This is a genomic window from Pseudomonas sp. 3HC3, from assembly GCF_044904505.1.
Classification (GTDB): Bacteria; Pseudomonadota; Gammaproteobacteria; order Pseudomonadales; family Pseudomonadaceae; genus Aquipseudomonas; species Aquipseudomonas putida_Y.
In genome coordinates this window covers 41,035-63,178 of the sequence record NZ_JADDRH010000018.1, presented here as the reverse complement: position 1 = coordinate 63,178, position 22,144 = coordinate 41,035, and the positions used below count along the sequence as shown (strand labels likewise).

General features: G+C 62.3%; 17 protein-coding genes, 5 tRNA genes and 2 pseudogenes. 9 read left to right on the top strand and 15 right to left on the bottom strand.

Going from position 1 to position 22,144, the window contains the following annotated elements; all coding sequences use genetic code 11:
• Window positions 1-107 precede the first annotated feature (107 nt).
• On the top strand, window positions 108-2,660 hold the full coding sequence (locus INQ47_RS20440) for a fimbria/pilus outer membrane usher protein (RefSeq protein ID WP_404702445.1): 2,553 nt from the start codon (window positions 108-110) through the stop codon (window positions 2,658-2,660).
• Window positions 2,657-3,736, top strand: coding sequence for a fimbrial protein (locus tag INQ47_RS20435; RefSeq protein ID WP_404702444.1), 1,080 nt, complete (start codon window positions 2,657-2,659; stop codon window positions 3,734-3,736). The genes INQ47_RS20440 and INQ47_RS20435 overlap by 4 nt, the downstream gene beginning before the upstream one ends.
• Window positions 3,737-3,815: 79 nt before the next feature.
• Here the strand turns inward: INQ47_RS20435 and INQ47_RS20430 are convergent.
• The 6 genes and pseudogenes from INQ47_RS20430 to INQ47_RS20405 form a co-directional block, all read right to left on the bottom strand.
• Window positions 3,816-3,980: pseudogene (locus tag INQ47_RS20430) on the bottom strand (IS5/IS1182 family transposase); the annotation flags it as partial.
• A 105-nt stretch (window positions 3,981-4,085) separates the two neighbouring features.
• A tRNA-Gly gene (locus INQ47_RS20425) sits at window positions 4,086-4,161 on the bottom strand.
• Between the two features lie 85 nt (window positions 4,162-4,246).
• A tRNA-Gly gene (locus INQ47_RS20420) sits at window positions 4,247-4,322 on the bottom strand.
• Between the two features lie 3 nt (window positions 4,323-4,325).
• Window positions 4,326-4,401 (bottom strand) — tRNA-Glu (locus INQ47_RS20415).
• Between the two features lie 92 nt (window positions 4,402-4,493).
• Window positions 4,494-4,569, bottom strand: a tRNA-Gly gene (locus INQ47_RS20410).
• A gap of 2 nt (window positions 4,570-4,571) precedes the next feature.
• Window positions 4,572-4,647 (bottom strand) — tRNA-Glu (locus INQ47_RS20405).
• 332 nt (window positions 4,648-4,979) lie between these two features.
• Here INQ47_RS20405 and INQ47_RS20400 point away from each other — a divergent pair.
• On the top strand, window positions 4,980-5,747 hold the full coding sequence (locus INQ47_RS20400) for a hypothetical protein (RefSeq protein WP_404702443.1): 768 nt from the start codon (window positions 4,980-4,982) through the stop codon (window positions 5,745-5,747).
• A gap of 361 nt (window positions 5,748-6,108) precedes the next feature.
• Here INQ47_RS20400 and INQ47_RS20395 read toward each other — a convergent pair whose 3' ends face one another.
• The gene (locus tag INQ47_RS20395; protein ID WP_003247105.1) at window positions 6,109-6,591 is read right to left on the bottom strand and encodes a GAF domain-containing protein; all 483 of its coding nucleotides are present in this window, start codon (window positions 6,589-6,591) and stop codon (window positions 6,109-6,111) included.
• Window positions 6,592-7,479, bottom strand: coding sequence for an ATP-binding protein (locus INQ47_RS20390; RefSeq protein ID WP_020191217.1), 888 nt, complete (start codon window positions 7,477-7,479; stop codon window positions 6,592-6,594).
• Window positions 7,480-7,683: 204 nt separating this feature from the next.
• On the opposite strand from INQ47_RS20390, the gene INQ47_RS20385 reads away from it, so the two are divergent.
• Entirely contained in the window at window positions 7,684-10,041 is a 2,358-nt protein-coding gene (locus INQ47_RS20385) for a response regulator (protein WP_404702442.1), read from the top strand.
• On the opposite strand, the gene INQ47_RS20380 is transcribed toward INQ47_RS20385, so the two are convergent.
• Window positions 10,031-10,519 carry a glutathione peroxidase gene (locus INQ47_RS20380; protein ID WP_103443893.1) on the bottom strand — a complete coding sequence of 163 codons (489 nt, stop codon included), beginning with the start codon at window positions 10,517-10,519 and terminating at the stop codon, window positions 10,031-10,033. The two genes, INQ47_RS20385 and INQ47_RS20380, sit on opposite strands and share 11 nt — an antisense overlap.
• A gap of 13 nt (window positions 10,520-10,532) precedes the next feature.
• Complete coding sequence (gene msrB, locus INQ47_RS20375; RefSeq protein WP_003247101.1) at window positions 10,533-10,928, bottom strand: peptide-methionine (R)-S-oxide reductase MsrB; 396 nt, start codon at window positions 10,926-10,928, stop codon at window positions 10,533-10,535.
• Window positions 10,929-11,095: 167 nt separating this feature from the next.
• On the opposite strand from msrB, the gene INQ47_RS20370 reads away from it, so the two are divergent.
• Window positions 11,096-12,307 carry a pyridoxal phosphate-dependent aminotransferase gene (locus INQ47_RS20370; RefSeq protein WP_003247100.1) on the top strand — a complete coding sequence of 404 codons (1,212 nt, stop codon included), beginning with the start codon at window positions 11,096-11,098 and terminating at the stop codon, window positions 12,305-12,307.
• Between the two features lie 522 nt (window positions 12,308-12,829).
• On the top strand, window positions 12,830-13,717 hold the full coding sequence (gene htpX / locus INQ47_RS20365; RefSeq protein ID WP_010952899.1) for a protease HtpX: 888 nt from the start codon (window positions 12,830-12,832) through the stop codon (window positions 13,715-13,717).
• A 177-nt stretch (window positions 13,718-13,894) separates the two neighbouring features.
• Here the strand turns inward: htpX and INQ47_RS20360 are convergent, their stop codons facing one another.
• Window positions 13,895-14,545, bottom strand: a complete 651-nt coding sequence (locus INQ47_RS20360) for a thiopurine S-methyltransferase (RefSeq protein ID WP_404702441.1) — start codon at window positions 14,543-14,545, stop codon at window positions 13,895-13,897.
• 101 nt (window positions 14,546-14,646) lie between these two features.
• Here INQ47_RS20360 and INQ47_RS20355 point away from each other — a divergent pair, with 101 nt between their 5' ends.
• Window positions 14,647-15,414, top strand: coding sequence for a DODA-type extradiol aromatic ring-opening family dioxygenase (locus INQ47_RS20355; RefSeq protein WP_404702440.1), 768 nt, complete (start codon window positions 14,647-14,649; stop codon window positions 15,412-15,414).
• Window positions 15,415-15,555: 141 nt separating this feature from the next.
• Here INQ47_RS20355 and INQ47_RS20350 read toward each other — a convergent pair.
• Window positions 15,556-17,269, bottom strand: a pseudogene (locus tag INQ47_RS20350) (DEAD/DEAH box helicase).
• Between the two features lie 317 nt (window positions 17,270-17,586).
• Window positions 17,587-18,342: a spermidine synthase gene (locus INQ47_RS20345; protein WP_252458535.1), complete on the bottom strand. Its 756-nt coding sequence runs from the start codon at window positions 18,340-18,342 to the stop codon at window positions 17,587-17,589.
• 115 nt (window positions 18,343-18,457) lie between these two features.
• On the opposite strand from INQ47_RS20345, the gene INQ47_RS20340 reads away from it, so the two are divergent.
• Complete coding sequence (locus tag INQ47_RS20340; RefSeq protein ID WP_404702439.1) at window positions 18,458-19,804, top strand: class II 3-deoxy-7-phosphoheptulonate synthase; 1,347 nt, start codon at window positions 18,458-18,460, stop codon at window positions 19,802-19,804.
• A 303-nt stretch (window positions 19,805-20,107) separates the two neighbouring features.
• Here the strand turns inward: INQ47_RS20340 and INQ47_RS20335 are convergent, their stop codons facing one another.
• Complete coding sequence (locus INQ47_RS20335) at window positions 20,108-20,326, bottom strand: DUF1127 domain-containing protein (RefSeq protein WP_021783113.1); 219 nt, start codon at window positions 20,324-20,326, stop codon at window positions 20,108-20,110.
• A 96-nt stretch (window positions 20,327-20,422) separates the two neighbouring features.
• Between INQ47_RS20335 and INQ47_RS20330 the strand changes: the two genes are divergently transcribed.
• Window positions 20,423-21,274 (top strand): LysR substrate-binding domain-containing protein, encoded by an 852-nt coding sequence (locus tag INQ47_RS20330; RefSeq protein ID WP_392522982.1) that lies wholly within the window; start codon window positions 20,423-20,425, stop codon window positions 21,272-21,274.
• A gap of 28 nt (window positions 21,275-21,302) precedes the next feature.
• On the opposite strand, the gene INQ47_RS20325 is transcribed toward INQ47_RS20330, so the two are convergent.
• Window positions 21,303-22,052, bottom strand: coding sequence for a sulfite exporter TauE/SafE family protein (locus tag INQ47_RS20325; protein WP_404702469.1), 750 nt, complete (start codon window positions 22,050-22,052; stop codon window positions 21,303-21,305).
• Between the last annotated feature and the right edge of the window lie 92 nt (window positions 22,053-22,144).

Sequence of the window (22,144 nt, the reverse complement as noted above, 5' to 3'; positions counted from 1 at the left end):
AAACCGGCTCCGTCAGTCACCCGCTCCTGACGCACGCCGCCTCATGCATATAGATCAGCCCCTAGCTCCCGCCTCAGGCCTGGAGCCGTGGTGCCTCAGGACCTTCCATGCCCAAGCTTCACCGCCCCAGGCCTGCCTTACTACGCCCCGCCCGATCAGCGTGGCTAGGCAGCCCGCTCATTCTACTTCTGGTCACCCCGACATTCGCCGCCACGCCCCGCTTTCAGGCCGAGTTCATGCACCAGGCCCCAGGCCAGGCCAGCGAGGCCGGCGCCCTGGCCCTGCAAGCGCTGGCTGAGCATGCCCCCCTGGCAGCCGGACGCTATCGCGTGCAAATCGTGGTCAACCACACCACGCCCTACACGCGCGAAATCAACATCCACAACGACAGCGGGCAAGGCCTGCAAGCCTGCCTGACGGGCGCGCTGCTGCGTGACTTAGACCTGCGCGAAGAAGCCCTCGAAGTGCCATTGCCCAGCGACGACCGCTGCCTGGACTTGGCCACCCTGGTACCCCAGGCCCACGCCGAATTCGACCCGCAACGCCTGCACCTGGCCTTGTCCATCCCCCAGATTGCCCTGCGCCGGCAGGCCGCAGGCTCGGTGCCCGAAGCACGCTGGGATGACGGTATCAATGCCGCTTTCGTCAACTACCAGGTGTCCGCACAGCATTACAGCCGCGACAGCGGCCGCAGCAGCAGCAACCAAGACCTGTACCTGAAGAGCGGTATCAATGTCGCCGGCTGGCGCTTGCGCAGCACCCAGGCGCTGCGCGACAACGCCGACGGCCAGTTCGACTGGCACCGCAGCGAAACCTACGCGCAACGCGACGTTCCGGGGCTGCGGGCCAATATCACGCTGGGCGAAACCTTTACCGGCGGCGATGTGTTCCGCAACACGCCCTTCGTCGGTGCGAAGCTGGCTTCAGACCTGGACATGCACTCCGACAACGAGCAGCAATACGCCCCGGTGATCCGTGGCGTAGCCCAGACCCGAGCCAAGCTGGAGGTACTGCACAACGGTTACCCGATCTACGCCACCTACGTGGCACCCGGGCCATACGCCATCGATGACCTCAGTGTCGGTAGCAGCCACGGCGAGCTGGAGGTCATTCTCACTGAAGCCGATGGCCAGGTGCGCCGCTTCACCCAACCCTATTCGTCACTCGGCAACCTGCTGCGTGAAGGCGTATGGCGCTATAGCTTGACGGCGGGCCGCTACAACGGCGCCGAAAACCTGGAACGGCCAATGTTCTGGGAGGGCACGGTGGCCCGCGGCGGGATCTGGGACAGTACGCTGTACGGTGGGGTTCTCGCCAGCGAATACTATCGTGCTGGCGCATTAGGTGTTGCACGCGACTTCGCCGGGCTGGGTGCCCTGTCGCTCGATGTCACCCAGGCACGTACCGACCTCGGCAGCCCGGCCGGCCAGGTGCAAGGGCATAGCTTCGCAGCACGCTACGGTAAGAGCTTCAACACCGGTACCAACCTGCGCTTTGCCGGCTACCGCTATTCGACCGAAGGCTACCGGGACTTTGATGAAGCCATCAGGGAGCGCAACCAGTCCAAGCATTACCTGGGCAACCGCCGCAGCCGCGTGGAAGCATCGGTCTACCAGAATTTCGGCATGCATTCGCTCAGCCTGACGCTTTCGCAGGATGACTACTGGAACAGCACCGCCCAGCGCCGCCAGTATCAAGTGCAGTACAACACACGCTGGGGCGACCTTGGCATCAACCTGTTTGCATCCCAGGCCCTGACCGACAACACGGGCGAAAACCGCCTGTTCGGCCTGGGCCTGTCACTGCCACTGGAGTTCGGCCACCGCCACAACACCCGTTTCGATCTGCAACGCTATGACGGCAGCTACAGCCAACGCGCCAGCCTCAATGGCGGGCTGATGAACAACCAAGTCGGCTACCAGGTATCGCTGAGCAACGACCAGCAAAACAACACCAGCGGTGCGCTGTCGCTGGGCTATCAGGGCACCAACGCCAGCTACGGGGCCGGTTACACCCAGGGCGCCGACTACCGCAGCGTTTCGCTGAACGCCAGCGGCGCCCTGCTAGCCCATGGCTCAGGCATTGTACTGGGCCCTTACATGAGCGAGACAAGCGCCCTGGTGCACGTGCCTGACGTTGCCGGTATCACGCTGGAACATACGTCATCGAGCCGGGCCAACGCACAGGGCTACCTGCTGGCACCGAACCTGCGCCCTTACCGGTTGAATTCGCTGGTGCTGCACACCGACGATCTCTCGCCGGAAATCATCATCGACAATGCCACTCAACAGGTTGTGCCGCGCCGGGGTGCGATCGTCAAAGCCAGCTTCCCCACCCGGCACGTCATGCGCATGGTCCTGACCCTGCACCAGCCCGATGGACGCCCCCTGCCATTCGGCACACAGATAACCGACGCCCAGGGCCAAGCCCTGGCAGTGGTCGGCCAAGCCGGCCAGGCGTTGGTAGCCAGCGATGTAGCGGGGCCGCAGCAGCTGCGCGCGCAATGGGTAGACCAAACCACCCGCGAATGCCTGATCACACTCACCCCCGGCGAGATACCCAACGTCAACGGCTATCGCATGCAAACCCTGGTGTGCCAACCCCAGCATGAACCCTCATCACCCGCAACGAACATGAACCACCAGGAACACACCTCATGAGCACATTCGGATGCACAGCCCCTCGCCCCATCGCCTTTGTTGCCTGCGCGCTGGCATTAGGGCTGCTTGCCAGCGAGGCAGAGGCCAAATGCGAGTGGGCCGCAGGCAGCACTTCCTACATGCCATTCGAATTTGACACAACAAGCACCCCGATGTGGGTACCTCTTGATGCAGAGATAGGGCGCGTGATAGCCGACCTCGACTTTAACATCGGCAACCGCAACGCGGCCGAGCTGCGGTGTTTCTACGAGGATTCGCCCCTCACCACGATAAGCATGCCCACCTCAACGGCCATTACCCCGGGTGTGCCTGTGCGCGGCCACCGTTTCGCCGACAACGTACTGCGCACCAACATCGACGGTATCGGTGCCATTATCACCATGGGTCGTCCCTACGATGGCACCGCCGATAACTTCTTCACCTCCGACGACGGCAGCCAGACCATCCCCTACAAGGGCACCATGCGAACGAATACCCCCCTCAATAACTCGCTGAACAGAATGCGCGGCAATGTGAAACTGATCAAGACCGGCCCGATTGCCCCTGGCGAACATGTGATCGATAAAGAAATGTTCCACGGCATTACCAACGACAAGGGCAGGGTCATGGACTTCACACTGAAGGGCCGGGTCCACACAGCGTATTGCACTGCGTTGGGCAAGCCAATCAGCACCGCCCCAGTAAAGTTCTCTGATCACACGCTGGCCGACTTTACCGGCCCAGGACCAGTGGGCAGGGAAGTCGATTTCAACATTAAGCTCAATGGCTGCATGGATCACGATACTGCGCCCACGGCATTCGCCTATATCGAACTGGACGGCACTAACGGCTCATCGGTGGTGGACGCCACGCGAGGCATCTTTAGCCTGGGTACGGGCTCTACAGCGGAAGGCTTCGGCATTCAGATTCGGCACGGGGACGGCCGGGAACTGCCGCTGCAGCAGGCCGTGCCAGTCAAGCGCCTGAACGCTCCCGAGGTCCAACTGGACTTCAAGGCACGCTACTGGCAACTCGACAACACGGTAAAGGATGGCCAGGTCAACGCCGCATTGAACTTCACCATCACCTACCGTTGAACACGCCATGGCGCCCCGCAACAGGGCGCCTTAGAGGCAGTTGATCGACCACATCACCTCGAGGTTGCACTGGCATTCAGTAAGCAGGATGCCCACTGGCCTTGGGCTGGGCTCTATCGAAACCTAGCTGCCCCAGGTCCAGCCTGGCGACATGATGAACGAGATGATCCTCGGGAATCAGCTCTTCCAGCGAGACCGGGAACAGACTGGTCTGGCTGCGAGACTTTCCCTGGATGTAGGCCATAACGAAAAATGCTCCGCATCTTCCGATACGGAGCATTTTCTGAAAGGGCATCGTAGGGTGCTAGTTTTCACACAGCCTGCGAAGGTCCCTTTTGCGTTACATGTTTGGAGCGGGAAACGAGACTCGAACTCGCGACCCCGACCTTGGCAAGGTCGTGCTCTACCAACTGAGCTATTCCCGCAATTTGAAGCTTTACCACGTTCGGTGTGAAGCACCTTTACAGCCTTCACCACCACTGCACCGCATAGACGCCACAGTATTTAAACTGGAGCGGGAAACGAGACTCGAACTCGCGACCCCGACCTTGGCAAGGTCGTGCTCTACCAACTGAGCTATTCCCGCATTTGGCGTCCCCTAGGGGACTCGAACCCCTGTTACCGCCGTGAAAGGGCGGTGTCCTAGGCCACTAGACGAAGGGGACACACAACACTTTTCAGTGCACCAGAACATGAACCTCACGATTCAGCCTGGATTTTCTTTTCCTGCCCCGCCGTTAAGCAGTGCCGGAGAAACTGGAGCGGGAAACGAGACTCGAACTCGCGACCCCGACCTTGGCAAGGTCGTGCTCTACCAACTGAGCTATTCCCGCATTGGCGTCCCCTAGGGGACTCGAACCCCTGTTACCGCCGTGAAAGGGCGGTGTCCTAGGCCACTAGACGAAGGGGACACGCTACAAGCATTACTGCTTGCTTTCACTCCCTGCCGCGTTTCGCTGTGTGCTTTACGCTGCAAGTGGCGCGCATTCTATGGATGGTTCGGGAGGGCGTCAACCCCTTTGTAGAAATTTATTTAAATCAATGACTTCCGGGTACACCCAGCGCTGTTTTGGCAAGCCTGCCGGGGTTTGGCGTTGATTTTCTGGCGTCAAGTCAGCATTAATGTGCCAGCATCCAGTCATGGCACAGTTTGCCGATAGAAAAAGAGAATGGCTGTCAGGGCCTCTCGCGAGCAAGCTCGCTCCTACACTCAATATGCAAACCTATTCATGAGGCATTAACGGTGACACCACTTCTGATCACCCTGCTCATCGTGGCGGGCATCGCGTTGCTGATCGTGATCGGCTACCTCAACAATGTGGTCGAGAATGGCAAGCTTGAGCGCGCCCGGACGAAGATCGAGCTCGCCGACCGCCTGCGTCGCTGTGGCGAAATCACCGAGACGTTCCCCGGCCAGTTCATGACCCCGGCTCTCAAATTGCTGCTGACCCGCCTGGAGCTGAACCTCAACCAGCGCCTGCTGGCGGTGGACAAGCACAATGCCGAATTCAAGGCGCGCATCGCCGAACTGGAAGGGCTGATTGCCCTGGGCGACAAGCTCCCGGTCTGCAACCCTCCTAACCCGATCCACACCGAGATCAAGGCCAAGGACGTACGTTTCTTGCTGGAGGCGCTGCACAATCAGGTGACCCGCGCAGCCCAGGAAGGCTTCTTGCCAACGACCGAGGCCAAGCACTGGGTCAAGGAGATCCGCCATATCCTGGTGTTGTTGCATATCGAGTTCTTCAACAACCTGGGCCAGCAGGCTTTGCAGAAAGGCCAGCCCGGCCAGGCGCGCCTGGCCTTCGAGCGCGGCGTGCAGTATTTGCGCAAGCAGCCGGAGCCGAAGGTGTATGAAGAGCAGCTGACGTATCTTGAGAAACTGTTGGCCCGGGCCAATGCCCAGGTGCTGGACCGCATGGCACCGGCGGAGGACGAGCACAACGAATTGACTGATGGGCTCAAGACCGATGAGGAAGAGACCTGGAAGAAGAAGGTGATCTACGACTGATTGGTTAACCTGTACCGACCTCTTCGCGGGTAAACCCGCTCCTACACGGCGGTGTACCCACATCGGGTGTTGGGCGCAGGCCGATGTAGGAGCGGGTTTACCCGCGAAGGGGCCGGGGCTGCTGGCCAATATCCCTGGTCATTCATCGTTGCCGCCGCCACCGTATTCGCGGGTAAACCCGCTCCTACACGGCGGTGTACCCACATCGGGTGTTTGGCGCAGGCCGTTGTAGGAGCGGGTTTACCCGCGAAGGGGCCGGGCCTGCTGGCCAATATCCCTGGTCATTCATCGTTGCCGCCGCCACCGTATTCGCGGGTAAACCCGCTCCTACAAGCGAAGAGGCCGGCACAGGCAACATCGATCAGCAGTCAGTCAACGCCAGAAAGATCGCCGCCAACCGTTCCAGCCCCACCTGGTCCGCCTCGCTGAACCGCCCGACCGTCGGGCTGTCCAGGTCCAGCACGCCAATCAACCTGCCGTCTTTCACCAACGGGATCACCAGCTCGCTGTTGGAGGCACTGTCACAGGCAATGTGGCCCGGGAATGCATGTACATCCTCGACCCGCTGGGTCTGCCGCGTTGCCGCCGCAGCCCCGCACACACCTTTACTGAACGGAATGCGCACACACGCCACCTGGCCCTGGAACGGGCCCAGCACCAGCTCTTCGTTGCGGTTGAGGTAGAACCCCGCCCAGTTCAGGTCATCCACCTGATTATACAGAAACGCCGAAAACTGCGCGGCGTTGGCGATGAAGTCACGCTCGTCGGCGAACAGCGCCTGCACTTGCGCCGCCAGCAGGTTGTAGCCGTCGAGGCCGGCGCCACTGGCATTGAGGTCGATCATTTACTTTTGCTCCAGCAATTGCAGCCCGACCCAGTAGCGGGCGAACTGATAGGCACAACGGCCATTACGGTTGCCGCGGCCGGTGGCCCAGCGCACGGCGAGGATGTCGAGTTCTTCGGTGCGCTGCCACACAAGGCCCGCAGGCTGTGCCAACTGGCCAATCCAGTGCTCCACAACATTCAGGAAGTGGTCCTGAGTGAACGGGTAGAACGACAGCCAAAGGCCAAAACGGTCAGACAGGGCAATCTTGTCCTCCACCGCTTCGCTGGGGTGCAGCTCACCGTCCACACGCTTCCAGTTCTCGTTGTCGCTTTCCTTCTCGGGCACCAGGTGGCGGCGGTTGGAGGTGGCGTACAGCAGCACGTTGTCCGGGGCCTGCTCCAGCGAGCCGTCGAGCACGCTCTTGAGCACCCGGTAGTCGCCCTCCCCGGCTTCGAACGACAGGTCGTCGCAGAACAGGATGAAACGTTGCGGCAGCTTCTGCAGTTGCTCGACCACGCGCGGCAGGTCGGCCAGATGGTCGCGCTCGATTTCAATCAGGCGCAAGCCGGCGCTGGCGTGCTCGGCCAGCAAGGCACGTACCAACGACGACTTGCCGGTACCACGCGAGCCCCACAGCAGCGCGTGGTTGGCCGGCAGGCCGTTGATGAACTGGTGGGTGTTGCGGCCCAGCTGGTCGCGTTGTTTGTCGACGCCGATCAGGTCGGTCAGGCGGATGTCCAGGCTGACGTCCAGCGGCAGCAGGTAGCCGCTGCGGCCATCACGCTGCCAGCGCGCGGCCAGTGTGGTGCCCCAGTCGATGTGCGGGCGTTGTGCCGGCAACAGGGGTTCAAGGCGCGCCAGTACCGATTCGGCGCGGTCCAGAAAAGCGATCAAGCGAGCGTCCATGACGACTCCTAACAATCTCATTTTTTTGGGGGCCGCTGCGCGCCCCTTCGCGGGCTTGCCCGCTCCCACAGGGCTTGCCTTCAGCCGGGGGCTAAGCTGTACCTGTGGGAGCGGGCAAGCCCTCGAAGGGGCGCCAAGCGGCCCCCGCTTGGCGATCAACTGAAATGAACAGACAGACCCACCAGCAGCCGGGGCTATTCGGCTATGCTTGCGCAGCGCAAGGAACGGGAAACCGGCTCGGGACTCATGGATATCAAGTTCACCAATCGCCTGTCATACAAGCAAGCCCGGTTGACAGTCCTGGCCGGCTTCATCCTGGGAACATTGCTCAGTCTCATCCAGATCGGCATCGATTATGCCAGCGAAGACGCGTCCATCAACCGTGAAGTGAACGCGTTGCTGCAAATCAGCCACAACCCGGCCTCGCGCATCGCCTACAACATCGACTCGGAACTGGCACTGGAGCTGACCCGCGGCCTGCTGCAGTCGCCGGCCGTCATCCGCGCACGGCTGATCGACAACAACGAAACGGTACTGGCCGATGTCGAGCGGCCCAAGCTGCAAGACCGCTACCGGCCACTCAGCGACTTCCTGTTCGGCGAGCAGCGGCAGTTCAAGGAGCGCCTGTACCTGACCCACATGCCAGAGCAATACCTGGGCACCCTGTATCTGGACATCGACACCTTCGCCTTCGGCAGCCGCTTTCTCGACCGTGCCGGCATCACCCTGCTCAATGGTTTCGCCCGCAGCCTGGTGCTCACCGGCATCTTGCTGGCGCTGTTCTACATGATGCTGACCAAGCCGCTGGTGACGGTGATCGGCGCACTCAGCGGCCGCGACCCGCGCAAACCCCGGCAAACGCGCCTGGAATGCCCCCACGGACACGAGCATGACGAAATCGGCGTGCTGGTGAAGGTCGCCAACCAGCAGTTCGTCAGCATGGCCACCGAGATCGAACAGCGTCGCACCGCGGAAAACCGCCTGACCCAGTACCTGAACGAGCTGGAAGACATTGTGTCGGCACGCACCAACGAGCTCAAGGCCAGCAACAGCAGCCTGAGCCTGTCCAACCAGGAGCTGGAACAAGCCCGCAGCCGAGCGCTGGACATGGCCCAGGCACGCGCCGCCTTCCTGGCCAACATGAGCCACGAAATCCGCACCCCGCTCAACGGCATGCTCGGCATGATCGCCCTGGCACTGGACAACCCGCTGCCCAGCGAGCAACGCCAGCAACTGGCTATCGCCCATGACTCGGGCAAGGTGCTGGTAGAGCTGCTGAACGATATTCTCGACTTGTCCAAGTTCGATGCCGGCCAACTGGAACTGGAACGCATTGCGTTCGACATGGGCTCAATGGTGGAAGACACCGCCAACCTGCTGTCGCAGAACACCGCGCAAAGCGTGGAGCTGACTTGCCTGATCGCCAGCGACTTCCCCAGCAGCGTGCTCGGCGACCCCACGCGTGTGCGGCAGATCGTCAGCAACCTGCTGTCCAACGCGCTGAAGTTCACCCGTTTCGGCCGCGTCGATGTGCGCTTGGTGGCCATTGTCGGTGGTGTGCGTCTGGAGGTACGGGATACCGGCATCGGCATCCCTGAAGACGCCCAGGCGCGCATCTTCCAGCCTTTCACCCAGGCCGGTGCGGGCATCACCCGCCAGTACGGTGGCACCGGCCTGGGCCTGGCGCTGACGCGCAACCTGTGCAAGGCCATGCAGGGCCACCTGCACATTCGCTCCGAGCCAGGCTTTGGCAGCTGTTTTACTGCCGAGTTGCCGTTGACCGTGCACACCGAAGCCATCCCGCCGGCGCCCTTGCATGGCCGCGTGGCAGCACTGAGCGCAGCCGGCAGCGGGCTCAATGAACTGTTGCAGCACTTGCTGCCCGCCTGGGGCCTGACCTACCAGCGCCATGACAGTTGCGCCACGCTGGATGCCGGAGCGATCGACCTGTTGATCACCGACGACGTCGAGCACCTGTTCGAGCTGCGCCCGGCATTGAATACCCCGATTCTGCTGGTGACTGCCTACGGCAACTTCCTGCCCAACGAGCAGTCCTTGGCCTTGGCCCCGCTGCACCAGTTGGCCCGGCCATTGGCACGCAACGCCCTGTACCAGACCCTGCGCCGCACCTTGCAAGGCCATGAGCCCGAACACCCGCTGGCCATCCCGGCCATTACCCAGGAGCAAGGCCGTGCGAGGATTCTGCTGGTAGAGGACAACCCGGTAAACCAGCTGGTGGCCAAGGGCATGCTGGCCAAGCTCGGCTGCCAGGTGCAACTGGCCACCCAGGGCGCGGAGGCCCTTGAGCTGCTGGAGCGTGAGGAATTCGACCTGGTGCTGATGGACTGCAACATGCCGGTGATGGACGGCTACGAGGCCAGCCGGCGTATCCGTCAAAGCGGCCGCTGGCCCGCGTTGCCAATCGTCGCCCTCACCGCCAACGCGATGCCCGAAGAGCGCGAACGCTGCCGGGCGGCGGGCATGAACGACTACCTGGCCAAGCCATTCCGCCGCGAAGAGCTACTGGCCCTGGTCGACCACTGGGTGCCCTTCAGCGGCTGAGCAAACGCTCGATGTCCGCCTCCAGGGCCTGTGGCTTGGTGGTGGGGGCATAGCGCTTGACCTGGCCACTGGCCGGGTCGACCAGAAACTTGGTGAAGTTCCATTTGATCTTCTGGCTCCCCAGAATGCCCGGGCCGCGCCGCTTGAGTTCGACGAACAGAGGGTGAGCGCCCGGGCCGTTGACCTCGACCTTGCGAAACAGCGGGAAAGTCACGCCGAAATTACGCTCGCAGAACTGCGCAATTTCCCGCGCATCGCCAGGTTCCTGCTTGCCGAACTGGTTGCACGGAAAGCCCAGTACCACCAGGCCACGGTCGCGGTATGCCTGCCACAGTTGCTCCAGGCCCTTGTACTGCGGGGTAAAACCGCACTGGCTGGCGGTATTGACCACCAACAGTACCTTGCCCGGGAAGTCGCCGAGCTTTTTGTGCTCGCCACCCAAGGTTACGCAGGGGATGTCCAGTATCGATGCAGCCATTGTCGGGCTCCGGTCAGTCGCGCGGGCGCAGGTCGATGCACACCGAGTTGATGCAGTAGCGCAGGCCGGTCGGTGGCGGGCCGTCAGGGAACACATGCCCCAGGTGCGCATCGCAACGGGCGCAGGTGACTTCGGTGCGAATCATGCCGTGGGATGTGTCGCGGATCTCGATCATCGCACTGTCCTCAATCGGCGCGTAGAAGCTCGGCCAGCCGCAGCCGGCGTCGAACTTGGTCTGCGCATCGAACAGCGCCAGGCCGCAGCAGATGCAATGGTAGATGCCATCGCGGCGCTCGCTGTTGTACTTGCCGCTGAATGGCCGTTCGGTGCCCTTGAGGCGGCAGACCTGGTACTGCTCGGGGTCGAGCATCGACCGCCATTCGTCCAGGGTTTTTTCGATCTTTTTCATGTAGAAACCTCGGCAGGCTGAATTTCACCCCACACCGTCTTTTCCGGGGCGCGGGTGGCACGTATATTAGTTGGCTTCGTGTGCCAGGCGTTCAGTCTGGCACCCGCTTCCTGCCCTTTCAAACCTTTCGGCGGGGCGTAGCGCGTTTTCTCAATCGGGATCCCATCATGCAGTTCAGCAAATCGAACAAGCTCGCCAATGTCTGCTACGACATTCGCGGCCCAGTGCTCAAGCACGCCAAACGCCTGGAGGAGGAAGGCCACCGCATCCTCAAGCTGAACATCGGCAACCCGGCGCCGTTTGGCTTCGAGGCGCCTGATGAAATCCTGCAGGATGTGATCCGCAACCTGCCCACCGCGCAGGGCTACAGCGACTCCAAGGGCCTGTTCAGCGCCCGCAAGGCGGTGATGCAGTACTGCCAGCAGAAGGAAATCGAAGGCGTCACCATCGAGGACATCTACCTGGGCAATGGTGTGTCCGAGCTGATCGTCATGTCGATGCAGGCGCTGCTCAACAACGGCGACGAAGTGCTGATCCCGGCCCCCGACTACCCGCTGTGGACAGCCGCCGTGAGCCTGGCCGGCGGCAAGCCGGTGCACTACCTGTGCGACGAGCAGGCCGACTGGTTCCCCGACCTTGAGGACATCAAGGCGAAGATCACCCCGAACACCAAGGCGCTGGTGATCATCAACCCGAACAACCCGACCGGCGCCGTCTACTCCAAAGAACTGCTGCTGGGCATGCTGGAACTGGCCCGCCAGCACAACCTGGTGGTGTTCTCCGACGAGATCTACGACAAGATCCTGTACGACGAAGCCGTGCACATCAGCACCGCCTCGCTGGCCCCGGACCTGCTGTGCCTGACCTTCAACGGCTTGTCCAAGTCGTACCGGGTGGCGGGCTTCCGCTCTGGCTGGCTGATCATCTCCGGGCCCAAGCACCACGCACACAGCTACATCGAAGGCATCGACATGCTGGCCAACATGCGCCTGTGCGCCAACGTGCCGGCCCAGCATGCCATCCAGACCGCGCTGGGCGGATACCAGAGCATCAACGACCTGGTGCTGCCACCGGGGCGCCTGCTGGAGCAGCGCAACCGCACCTACGAACTGCTCAACGATATCCCCGGTGTCAGCTGCGTGAAGCCGATGGGGGCGCTGTATGCGTTCCCGCGGATCGACCCGAAAGTTTGCCCGATTCTCAACGACGAGAAGTTCGCCCTTGACCTGCTGCTGTCGGAGAAACTGCTGATCGTACAGGGGACGGCGTTCAACTGGCCGTGGCCGGACCACTTCCGCGTGGTGACCTTGCCACGGGTGGATGACCTGGAAGCGGCAATTGGCCGGATCGGCAATTTCCTGAAGGGGTATTCGCAGTAGGGTTCGATGGGGGCGCCGGGGGGCGACGACGAGAGTTTCGACGAGGGGTTCGACGAAAGGTTGATGGTGGGGCGTAGATCGAGCGCCGCCCGCGCGGCGCATCGCGGGTAAACCCGCTCCTACGTTTGTTTCGGGCCAGTCCATCCTGTGCCAGGCGCGCGCGATCGCCTTGTTTGTATGACGCGATATCGAGCCATGCGCCAGGGCGTTCGCGCGCAAATCCCACAGGCATAATTGGCCCGAAACAAATGTAGGAGCGGGTTTACCCGCGATGCGCCGCGCGGGCGGCGCTCGATCTCACAGGCGCCACCCCACTTGCGGCAAACACCCAGCGGCCTTCACGCAGCCCCAAGCCGAATGTTTCTTACATCCTGCAACGCTCTATCCCACAGCCTCCACGCCATCCTCTGCCATACTCCGCCGTACACAGTTTGAAATAGTCCCCCGATTGAATCGGCGCGGCAGGCCCCTTATATACCCCGCAGTAAGCGACAACTCATCCGTCAGGAGAACGTAACAACCATGATGCGCATTCTGTTGTTTGTAGCCACCAACCTCGCGGTGGTGCTGGTTGCAAGCATTACCCTGAGCCTGTTCGGTTTCAACGGGTTCATGGCCGCCAACGGGGTCGACCTTAACCTCAGCAGCCTGCTGGTGTTCTGCGCCGTGTTCGGCTTTGCCGGCTCCCTCGTCTCGCTGTTCATCTCCAAGTGGATGGCGAAGATGACCACCGGCACCCAGATCATCAGCCAGCCGCGCACCCGCCACGAGCAGTGGCTGCTGCAAACGGTCGAAGAGCTGTCCCGCGAAGCGGGCATCAAAATGCCCGAAGTGGGTATCTTCCCGGCGTACGAGGCCAACGCCTTCGCCACTGGCTGGAACCGCAACGACGCGCTGGTAGCGGTGTCCCAGGGCCTGCTGGAGCGTTTCTCGCCCGATGAAGTGCGTGCGGTGCTGGCCCACGAAATCGGCCACGTTGCCAACGGCGACATGGTCACCCTGGCGCTGGTACAGGGCGTGGTGAACACCTTCGTGATGTTCTTTGCACGCATCATCGGCAACTTTGTCGACAAGGTCATCTTCAAGAACGAAGAGGGCCAAGGCATTGCCTATTATGTGGCGACCATCGTTGCCGAGCTGATCCTTGGCATCCTGGCCAGCATGATCGTGATGTGGTTCTCGCGCCGCCGCGAATTCCGCGCCGACGAAGCCGGTGCGCAACTGGCCGGTACCGCGGCAATGATCGGCGCCCTGCAGCGCCTGCGCGTGGAACAGGGCCTGCCAGTGCACATGCCCGACACCATGAAGGCCTTCGGCATCAATGGCGGCCTCAAGCACGGCCTGGCCGGGTTGCTGATGAGCCACCCACCGCTGGAAGACCGCATCGAGGCCCTGCGCCAGCGCGGTTGATCCACCTGATAAAACAAAGGGCGACTTGGGTCGCCCTTTTTTATTCTCCGGCCTTACGCAGTTTCTGTGGGAGCGGGCGCGCCCGCGAACACCGGCAAAGCCGGTGCCATCTACCGCGTCGCCTGTTTCGCGGGCACGCCCGCTCCCACATGGGCCGGGGCAGCCTGCCCTACCTGCTTACCGGCTGAGCCGGTACACCCGCTCCAACAAACTCGACGCCCCGGCCTGCACAAACTTCGGGCTCTCCTCAATCACCTCCACAGCCTTTAACTGCTCCACCTGCCACCCCGCAAACCCCTGTCTCAGCTCTTCATCCCCGACCGAAAACGGCGGCCCGGCCAACAATGACTGGTCATAGTCCAGCGTCACCACCAACCCCCGGCAGCTTGTCGGCAGCAACCCCGACAACAGCTGCATATACCGCGCACGCATCTGCACCGGCAGCGCAATCACCGCCGCCCGGTCATACAGCCCCACGCAGTCAGCCACATCCTCTGCCCGCAAGGCAAAGAAGTCGCCACACCACAGCTGCACATCTCCACTGCACCAAACCTCGAATGCACCCTGCTGCCGCACCTCGGCCTCAAGCCCGTGCTCACGGAAGAAATCCTCCACCGCCCGCCGCGACAGCTCCACACCCAATACGCGATGGCCCTGCCCTGCCAGCCAGGCCAGGTCCAGGCTCTTGCCACACAACGGCACCAGCACGCGGCTGCCGGGCGCCAACTGCAACTGTGGCCAATACGTCTGCAGATAGGGGTTCACCTGCGCTTGGTGAAAGCCGATCTGGTTGTCGGCCCACCGTTGCTGCCAGAACGCTGGCTCCATGATTACTCCCGATTTTTAGATGATTTGTCAGTAAAACTTGGTTTGGATTTCGATCTGTACTTAATCGAAGATGGTTGCATCTTAACCTTCAGGACCCCGCCATGCTGCCCAGCCTGTTCATTTCCCATGGTTCCCCCATGCTTGCCCTGCAACCCGGCGCCAGCGGGCCGGCGCTATCCGGGCTGGCCAACGCGCTGCCCCGGCCAAAAGCGATCGTGGTGGTGTCGGCGCACTGGGAAAGCCGCGAGCTGCTGGTTACCGGCAGCGCACAGCCCGAAACCTGGCATGACTTCTACGGCTTCCCACCGGCCCTGTATGCGGTGCAGTACCCGGCGCCGGGCGAGCCCGGGCTTGCCGGGCAGGTGTGCGAGCGGTTGAAGGCTGCGGGGTTACCCGCGCGCCTGGACATGCAACGCCCATTCGACCATGGCGCCTGGGTGCCACTGTCGCTGATGTACCCGGATGCCAGCATTCCCGTGGTGCAGGTTTCACTGCCCAGCCACATGGGGCCGGCGCTGCAGCTAAAAGTGGGCCAGGCACTGGCGGGGTTGCGTGCCGAGAATGTACTGCTGGTGGGTTCGGGCAGCATTACCCACAACCTGGGTGAGCTGGACTGGCATGCGGGGCCGGATGTGATCGAGCCGTGGGCGCTGGCGTTCAGGGATTGGGTGGTAGGCCGGCTGCAGGAGGATGACCAGGCGGCGCTGCTGGATTACCGACAGCAGGCGCCGTTTGCGGTGCGCAACCATCCCAGTGATGAGCATTTGCTGCCGCTGTTCTTTGCCCTTGGGGCCGGGAGCAAGTTCGGCGTGGTGCATCAGGGGTTTACCCTGGGCGCGCTGGGGATGGACATCTATCGGTTCGACTGAAGGGCCTCTTCGCGGGCAAGCCCGCTCCTACAGGTACTGAAATCTGTGGGGTACCTGTAGGAGCGGGCTTGCCCGCGAAAGGGCCGGTACAGGCAAAAAAAATCCCCGACCTAAGCCGGGGATTTTTTCGTTACGCCAGGATCAATCTTCGCGGTAGCGACGCAGCTTCAACTGCTTGCCAGCCACGCGGGTGTCCTTGAGCTTGGACAGCAGCTTCTCGAGGCCGTCTTCCGGCAGCTCGACCAGGCTGAAGCTGTCGCGCACCTGGATGCGGCCGATAGCGTCACGCGCCAGGCCACCTTCGTTGAGGATCGCACCCAGCAGGTTCTTGGCAGCGATGCCATCACGGGCACCCAGGGCGGTACGGCAACGCACGCGGCCTTCAGCCAACGGCAGCGGCGCACGGCGCTCACGGTCACCACGGTCAGGACGCTCGCCACGCTCACCGCGCTCGGTACGCTCACCACGCGGGGCAAAGCTAGGCACCAGCGGCTGCTCACGCTCTACCGCCGCCAGGTCCAGCGCCTGGCCATTGGTGGCCTTGCGCAGCAGGGCCGAAGCCAGTGCACGCGCGCTGCAACCCAGGTCGGTGGTCAGGCGGTCGAACAGCTCGCCGTGGGTGGCTTCTGCTTCGGCTACCAGCGGCGCCAGGCTCGAGGTCAACTTCTTGATGCGGGCATCCAGCACAGCCTGGGCATTCGGCAGGCGCGCTTCGGCAACCTTCTGCCCGGTTACACGCTCGATCACCTGCAGCATGCGGCGCTCACGCGGGGTAACCAGCAACAGTGCACGGCCATCGCGACCGGCACGGCCAGTACGGCCGATACGGTGTACGTAGGACTCCGGGTCGTATGGCATGTCAACGTTGAATACGTGAGTGATGCGCGGCACGTCCAGGCCACGGGCAGCGACGTCGGTGGCGACGACGATGTCCAGGCGGCCATCCTTGAGCGAGTCGATCACACGCTCACGCTGGTTCTGGGCGATGTCGCCGTTCAGCGCAGCAGCCTTGTAGCCCTTGGCTTCCAGCGCGGCGGCCAGGTCCAGGGTGGCTTGCTTGGTACGCACGAAGGCGATCAGCGCGTCGAACTCTTCCACTTCCAGCAGACGCAGCACAGCCGGGATCTTCTGGTCCGCATGGACCATCAGGTGGGCCTGCTCGATCGCGGTAACGGTCTGGGTCTTGGTCTGGATCTTGACGTGCTTGGGTTCACGCAGGTGACGCTCGGCGATCGAACGGATCGACGACGGCAGGGTTGCGGAGAACAGTACGGTCTGACGGGTAGCCGGGATTGCGTCGAAGATCACTTCGAGGTCGTCCATGAAGCCCAGCTTCAGCATCTCGTCGGCTTCGTCCAGTACCAGGTACTGCACAGTCGACAAGACTTTTTCGTCACGACGCAGGTGGTCGCACAGACGGCCCGGGGTGGCCACGACGATTTGCGCGCCGTTGCGGATCGCACGCAGCTGTGGGCCCATCGGGGCACCACCGTAGACGGCGACAACGTTCACGCCCGGCATCTGCTTGGCGTAGGTTTCGAAAGCGGTAGCAACTTGCAGCGCCAACTCACGGGTTGGCGCCAGGATCAGGGCTTGCGGTTCGCGCTTGCTCACATCGATCTTGTTCAGGATCGGCAGGGCGAAGGCAGCGGTTTTGCCGGTGCCAGTCTGCGCCTGGCCGATCATGTCGTGACCGGCGAGGATGATCGGGATCGATTGTTGCTGAATGGCGGACGGCTCTTCATAGCCGGTAGCCACAACGGCAGCAACAATGTTCGGGTTAAGATCGAGAGCGGCGAAGCCGCCGGTTTCCTGGGTCATGGGTCTGCCTCTAGGTGCATCCGCAAAGACCCATGCTCCAAAGCTGCACATGCCTTGAAAGACCGTCAGGTCACCCAGGCAGCTTTGGCGGCGGGGATTTGCGAAAACGATTGAAAAAGAAAACTTGGGAAGGTCCGCCTAGCGGACGCGCAGCCGAAGCTGGACTCGGAGGATTTGCACCACCTGATTTTGAGGTCCGCTAAAAGACCGGCGCGTACTATACCTGAAATAGTCACGTACGTGAGGAAAATTTTCATGGGTGCGGGGCCAGTATCGGGCCACCAAGCACGACAGGCTGAATCGATAATCCCCTGAAGCCTTGCGCGCTCGGTATCGGAGCGGTTGAGCCTTTCAGGTAGCCGGCCGAATCTCGCGGATCAGCCCATCGAGGCTGTACCCCAAAAGGGGCGCCAACGCCTCGGCCCGGGCTCTCAAACCGTCCAGGTCCAGCGACTGCTCCAGGTCTGCCGGCACCAACAGAATCACATTACCCTCCTTCACAGGCAGTTCCCAGTAATGCCGGTGGTACAACCCGCGCAACAACGCCGCGCCCAGCGGCCTGCCATCATCGGTGGCCCACTGGTTGATCACCAACCAGCCGCCTGGGTTCAGGTGTTGCTGGCAGTTCTCCAGAAAGTTCCACGCCAGGTGCCCGACCCCAGGACCATGGTCGGTGTACAAGTCAACGAACAGCAGGTCGGCCTTCTCTGCCGTGGGCAGCAGCTCCAGGGCATCACCGATGCGCACATACAGCCGTGGGTCGTCGTCCAGGCCCAGGTAATCCATGGCCAGGCGCGGCACATCCGGGCGCAGCTCGATGGCCTCGATGTCTTCCAACGGCAGGAACTTCATGCAGGCCTGGGTCAGCGTGCCGGCGCCCAGGCCCAGAAACAGTGCACTCTCAGGCAGTTCGTGGCACAGCGCCCCCACCAGCATGGCGCGGGTATAGTCGTACTCCAGCCAGCTGGGGTCGGCCGTGAACACACAGCTTTGCTCGATCGCATCGCCGAATTCCAGAAAGCGGTAGTCGTCTACTTCGTACACGCTGATGACGCCAAACGCATCTTCCACCCGTGCCAGCAGCCGCTCTTGCCGTTCCGCCGTCATTCCACCACCCACCTGCGCAAAAACGCGCATTGTCCGCCAACACCCTTGATGCAACAAGCGCAGCGCCAACTGTTACCATGGCCCATCGCCTACAACCGACAAGACCGAGCCCAAGATGAACCAACCGTGGAGCCCCGACAGCTGGCGTGCCCTGCCGATCCAGCAGCAACCGACCTACCCCGATGCCGCGCACCTGCTGAAGGTTGAACAGACCCTGGCCAGCTACCCGCCGCTGGTGTTCGCGGGTGAGGCGCGCGAGCTGCGCCGGCAGTTTGCCGAAGTCACTGAAGGCCGTGCCTTCCTGCTTCAGGGCGGCGATTGCGCCGAGAGCTTCGCCGAGTTCTCGGCTGCAAAAATCCGCGACACCTTCAAGGTGTTGCTGCAAATGGCCATTGTCATGACCTTTGCCGCCGGCTGCCCGGTGGTGAAAGTGGGGCGTATGGCAGGGCAGTTCGCCAAACCGCGCTCATCTGGCGATGAAACCATCGGCGACGTCACCCTCCCCGCCTACCGTGGCGACATCGTCAACGGCATCGGTTTCGACGCCAAAAGCCGCATTCCGGACCCGGAGCGGCTGCTGCAGGCCTACCACCAGGCCACCGCCAGCCTCAACCTGCTGCGCGCGTTTGCCCAGGGCGGGTTTGCCGACCTGCATCAGGTGCACAAGTGGAACCTGGACTTCATCGCCAACTCGGCGCTGGCCGACAAGTACCACCAGTTGGCCAATCGCATCGATGAAACCCTGGCGTTCATGCGTGCCTGTGGCCTGGACAGTGCGCCGCAACTGCGCGAAACCAGCTTCTTCACGGCCCACGAAGCGCTGCTGCTGAACTATGAAGAAGCCTTCGTGCGCCAGGACAGCCTGACCGGCGACTACTACGACTGCTCGGCGCACATGCTGTGGATCGGCGACCGCACCCGCCAGCTCGATGGGGCCCATGTCGAGTTCCTGCGTGGCGTGCACAATCCGATCGGGGTCAAGGTTGGCCCGAGCATGAACCCCGAAGAGCTGATCCGCCTGATCGACACGCTCAACCCGGCCAACGACCCGGGGCGCCTGAACCTGATCGTGCGTATGGGCGCGAGCAAGGTTGGCGACCACTTGCCGGGGCTGATCCGCACTGTCGAGCGCGAGGGGCGCAAGGTGTTGTGGAGCTCCGACCCGATGCACGGCAACACCATCAAGGCCAGCAGCGGTTACAAGACCCGCGATTTTGCGCAGATTCTGGATGAGGTGAAGCAGTTCTTCCAGGTACACCAGGCCGAGGGCAGCCATGCTGGCGGTATCCATATCGAGATGACCGGGCAGAACGTCACCGAATGCATTGGCGGTGCCCGGCCGATCACCGAGGATGCGTTGTCTGACCGGTATCACACCCATTGTGATCCGCGGATGAATGCCGATCAGTCGCTGGAGTTGGCGTTCCTGATTGCCGAAACCCTCAAGCAGGTGCGGCGGTGAGGCTGGGGCGCATGCCTTGAGTTTTGTAGCGCCTGGGAGATCGAGCGCCGCCCGCGCGGCGCATCGCGAGCAAAGCTCGCTCCTACATCTGTTTCGGGCCAATTTTTCCTGTGGCATTTGTGCGCGAACGCCTTGGCGCATGGCGCGACATCACGTCGAACTAACAAGGCGGTCGCGCGCGCCTGTCACAGGCGTAACTGGCCCGAAACAAATGTAGGAGCGAGCTTTGCTCGCGATGCGCCGCGCGGGCGGCGCTCGATCTCCCGGACGCTGAAAAGCTGAAGCCAGGCGCTTGGACCCAACTCACTTCCTCAGTGGATCATCCCAGAAATGCCGCTCGGCCTCTTGATGGATATCCGCCCGGCTCAACCCCAGATCGTGCAAGGTTGCATCACTGAGACTGGCCAACTCCTGACGCTGACGGTACAGCTCCAGCCAACGCGCCGGGCGCTGCAGAGCCGCGTGCCACAGGTAGCTCAGGGAAAAGGCAGGTTGCTGGATGCTGCTGACATGACCTTTCATCGTGAAGCCCTCCGTGTTGATGGCCTCAGTCTCACGCCAGGCATAAGATCAATCCAACGAATGTTTCTGATGCGATGCATCTCGGAGATTGATGCAATGTCCCAGTACCAAAGCCTCGACGCGGACGTCCTGCGCACCTTCGTAGCCATTGCCGAGCAAGGCGGCTTTACCCGCGCAGGCGAAGTGGTCAACCGCACCCAGTCAGCAGTCAGCATGCAGATGAAACGCCTGGAAGAAGACGTTCTGCAGCGCCAGCTCTTCGAACGTGATGGCCGTCAGGTGCGGCTGACCGCCGAAGGTCAGGTCCTGCTGGGATATGCCCGACGCATTCTCAAGTTGCATGGCGAAGTGTTCAACACCCTGCGCATGCCGCACATGGTTGGCCTGGTGCGCATTGGCACACCGGACGACTACGCCATGCGCTTCCTGCCGACCATCCTGTCGAGCTTTGCCCAGGCCTACCCGCTGGTGCAGGTGGAAGTGCATTGCGATTCGTCCAAGCACTTGATGCTGCGCCAGGATCTGGACCTGACCATCGTCACCCGCGAGCCCGGCAACGAGATTGGCCAGTTGCTGCGCCAGGAACGCCTGGTGTGGGCCGCGGCAGAAGGCTTTTGCCCGCACGAACAGCGGCCGATGCCGGTGGCGCTGTTCAACACCGACTGTTTCTGTCGCGCCTGGACCTGCAATGCGCTGGAGGCACAGGGCATCGATTACCGTATTGCCTACACCAGCCCGAGCCTGGCAGCGATCTTTGCCATCGTCACCGCCGGGCTGGCAGTGACCGCGCAGCTGCAGAGCCTGATCGGGGGCAACATCCGCATACTGGGTGAAAGCGAAGGGCTGCCACAGTTGCCCATGGCCAATGTAATGCTGGTGCGCAGTACGCAGACCCCCTCGCCAATCACCGACTGCATGGCCGACTACATCATTGAGGGTTTCAAGTGATCGGGGGCCGAAAAACGGCCCCAACATCTCAAAGCTCAAACCCCAGCATAACCGCACAGACCACCAGAAACACACAGAACATTGCCCGCAATACCTTCTCCGGCAACGCGTGGGCCAGCTTCACGCCCCAGCTGATGCTGAGCAAGCCACCCACCGCCAAGGGAATCCCAACCCCCCAGTCAACGCTATGGTGCACGCCATAGGTCACCAGCGTGACCAAGGTACTCGGCGCCGCCAGCGCCAGTGACAACCCCTGCGCCACCACCTGAGTAGCGCCAAACACACTGGTCAGGATCGGCGTGGCCACCACGGCCCCACCCACGCCGAACAAGCCGCCCATGGTGCCGGCAAAGCTGCCCAGCACACCCAGCCACGGCCAGGCATGACGCAGCTCGGCACTCGGCGGCGACACCTTCATGAACATCCGCACCACGTTCCACACCACCAGCGCCACCAGAAAGCCGACAAAACCCAGGCGCATGGAATGCGCATCAAGCCCCACCGCCCAAATCGACCCCAGCCAGGCGAACAAGAAGCTGCATGCCGACAGCGGCAACGCATGGCGCAACGCGATGCGGTTGCGCTGGTGATAACGCCACAGTGCCAGCAGCACGTTCGGCACCACCATCACCAACGCGGTCCCCTGCGCCAACTGCTGGTCCAGGCCAAACAGCACGCCCAGCGCCGGAATCGCAATCAGCCCGCCACCAATGCCAAACAAGCCCCCCATGGTGCCCAGGGCCGCGCCCAGCACGATATACAACAACCACTCGATCATCAGGGCCTCGTCCGCCTGTACCAATAATGCGAGCATGCTAACGACTGTGCGCTGGCGGGGAAACGCACAGCAGCGCACAATGGCTGTGCGTT

Excerpts from the sequence above, each read along its gene's own strand:
- INQ47_RS20360 (WP_404702441.1), bottom strand. The coding sequence starts at position 14,545 with ATGGAGCCAGCGTTCTGGCAGCAACGGTGGGCCGACAACCAGATCGGC.
- INQ47_RS20435 (WP_404702444.1), top strand. The coding sequence starts at position 2,657 with ATGAGCACATTCGGATGCACAGCCCCTCGCCCCATCGCCTTTGTTGCC.
- INQ47_RS20325 (WP_404702469.1), bottom strand. The coding sequence starts at position 22,052 with ATGATCGAGTGGTTGTTGTATATCGTGCTGGGCGCGGCCCTGGGCACC.
- msrB (WP_003247101.1), bottom strand. The coding sequence starts at position 10,928 with ATGAAAAAGATCGAAAAAACCCTGGACGAATGGCGGTCGATGCTCGAC.
- INQ47_RS20395 (WP_003247105.1), bottom strand. The coding sequence starts at position 6,591 with ATGATCGACCTCAATGCCAGTGGCGCCGGCCTCGACGGCTACAACCTG.
- htpX (WP_010952899.1), top strand. The coding sequence starts at position 12,830 with ATGATGCGCATTCTGTTGTTTGTAGCCACCAACCTCGCGGTGGTGCTG.
- INQ47_RS20380 (WP_103443893.1), bottom strand. The coding sequence starts at position 10,519 with ATGGCTGCATCGATACTGGACATCCCCTGCGTAACCTTGGGTGGCGAG.
- INQ47_RS20370 (WP_003247100.1), top strand. The coding sequence starts at position 11,096 with ATGCAGTTCAGCAAATCGAACAAGCTCGCCAATGTCTGCTACGACATT.
- INQ47_RS20340 (WP_404702439.1), top strand. The coding sequence starts at position 18,458 with ATGAACCAACCGTGGAGCCCCGACAGCTGGCGTGCCCTGCCGATCCAG.
- INQ47_RS20355 (WP_404702440.1), top strand. The coding sequence starts at position 14,647 with ATGCTGCCCAGCCTGTTCATTTCCCATGGTTCCCCCATGCTTGCCCTG.
- INQ47_RS20330 (WP_392522982.1), top strand. The coding sequence starts at position 20,423 with ATGTCCCAGTACCAAAGCCTCGACGCGGACGTCCTGCGCACCTTCGTA.
- INQ47_RS20390 (WP_020191217.1), bottom strand. The coding sequence starts at position 7,479 with ATGGACGCTCGCTTGATCGCTTTTCTGGACCGCGCCGAATCGGTACTG.
- INQ47_RS20335 (WP_021783113.1), bottom strand. The coding sequence starts at position 20,326 with ATGAAAGGTCATGTCAGCAGCATCCAGCAACCTGCCTTTTCCCTGAGC.
- INQ47_RS20385 (WP_404702442.1), top strand. The coding sequence starts at position 7,684 with ATGCTTGCGCAGCGCAAGGAACGGGAAACCGGCTCGGGACTCATGGAT.
- INQ47_RS20345 (WP_252458535.1), bottom strand. The coding sequence starts at position 18,342 with ATGACGGCGGAACGGCAAGAGCGGCTGCTGGCACGGGTGGAAGATGCG.
- INQ47_RS20440 (WP_404702445.1), top strand. The coding sequence starts at position 108 with ATGCCCAAGCTTCACCGCCCCAGGCCTGCCTTACTACGCCCCGCCCGA.